Below are 1,773 nucleotides of genomic sequence, written 5' to 3'. Positions count from 1 at the left end.
GCACCAGGACTAGGAGATGATGGTAACACCTATCATTGTGTTGTTTCAGGTGATTGTGTTGAAGCAACATCTAATACGGTTACTTTAAAGATTGAAGCAACGCTTAAGATCACCGGTCAACCACAGAATACTCAAATATGTGAGGGAAGTGACTTTGATTTTGAAGTCAAGTTTAAGGATATCGTAAGCACCTGTACATGGGAATATGATGATGGTTCAGGTTATCAAGCCATCAGTTCACATACTGCTATATCAATGGCAGCATTTACACCAGGAGATGTATCAAATGTGTTGACAATCGATCCATCTACATATAGTATGGATGGTTGGAAGTTTAGAGCTTTAATCAATGGAACTGAGTATTCAAATGTTGCTCAAGTAAAAGTTTATCAGAAAGTTCTTTTTGCTGATATTTCAGATGAGACTTTATGTATAGGAGCAGGTAAGAGTTTTAATGTTAATGTAACTGCAGGAACAGAACCTTTATCTTACGAGTGGAAAAGAGAAACAACTGGATTAGGCACAGGTTCAAGTTTGAACTTAGATGCTGCCGCACTTGATGGCACTTATTCTATAAGTGTAACAAATGCTCTTTGTCCAAGTCTAACAAAAAACTTTGATATTTCTCGTCATCCCGATTTAGTATTACCAGATTTAGCAAATGCTAGTCCTCTTTGTATCGGTGCTGAAATTAACTTAAGTGCAATACCAACAAGTGGACCAGTTCTACCTGTTACATACACTTGGACGCAGGATGGGAATTCAATAGGTTCAAATGAGACATATAATAAAACAAATGTATCGCCACTTGAAAGTGGCATCTACAAAGTTGTTGTAAAAGATTATTGTACATCTAAAACATCATCAATTTCTATAACTGTTCTAGATGCTATTAGTTTAGTAGCTGTGTCCCCAGATACACGTTCACTTTGTGAAGGCGAATCTTTAGACTTACAAGTAAATGGTTCGGGACTTAATTTAGAATACAATTGGTCTAAGATTGATGGATTAGGAGGATCAATAACAGTACCGAATTTATCCTCGGATGAGCTTCTACATTTTGATGCTCTATCATCAGCCAATGCAGGATACTATAGATGTGTTCTTAGTTCAACAGATAATTGTAATACGGATGTTCAAGAATTCACAGTTAATGTTCTGGAAGATGCAACAGTAAGTCTGTTAGAGGATATTATTGTTTGTCAGGATGTATTACCAGTATCAAAATTCACTGTCATAGGAACTGGAGAAAATCCAGTGTTGCATCAATGGTATAAAAATGATGTTGAAATGCCTGGTGAAGAATCTGCAAGTTTATTGGTAAATAATGATTTAACAAATAATGGTAACAATTATCATGTTGTTGTACGAGGTGGTACTTGTAAGTCGGTTGAATCTAATAAAGCATTGCTTACAGTAAATGAGAATGTCTCAATTACGACACAGCCAGTCGATGTTAGTGTTTCTGATGTAGCAACAGAACCCGTGATTTTTACTGTAGCAGCTAGTGGAGGATTAACTTATCAGTGGTTTGAGAAAACAACAGCAGTTGGTGCAGACTTTGTAAGCATGGGGAATTCTCCAGTATCAGCACAAACGAATGCTTTGATATTAAGTTCTGTAGGTTTAGCTTCTGATGGCTATGAGTATAGATGTGAAGTAATCGGTATTTGTTTACCAGCTGAAAGTAATCCTGCAAAACTAAATGTAAATGCGACACTTAAGATCACAGGTCAACCACAGAATACTCAAATATGTGAGGGGAGTGACTTT

General features: G+C 36.5%; 1 protein-coding gene. It reads left to right on the top strand.

Translation table 11 applies throughout. The features are described from left to right. A partial coding sequence (locus ACXR6G_RS20060) for a hypothetical protein (protein ID WP_458363238.1) occupies window positions 1–1,773 on the top strand: 1,773 nt, incomplete at both ends.

The sequence above is a fragment of the Ancylomarina sp. YFZ004 genome, from assembly GCF_054254355.1.
Note: the sequence above shows the minus strand (reverse complement) of the source record. Positions and strands in the feature narration are given on the sequence as shown.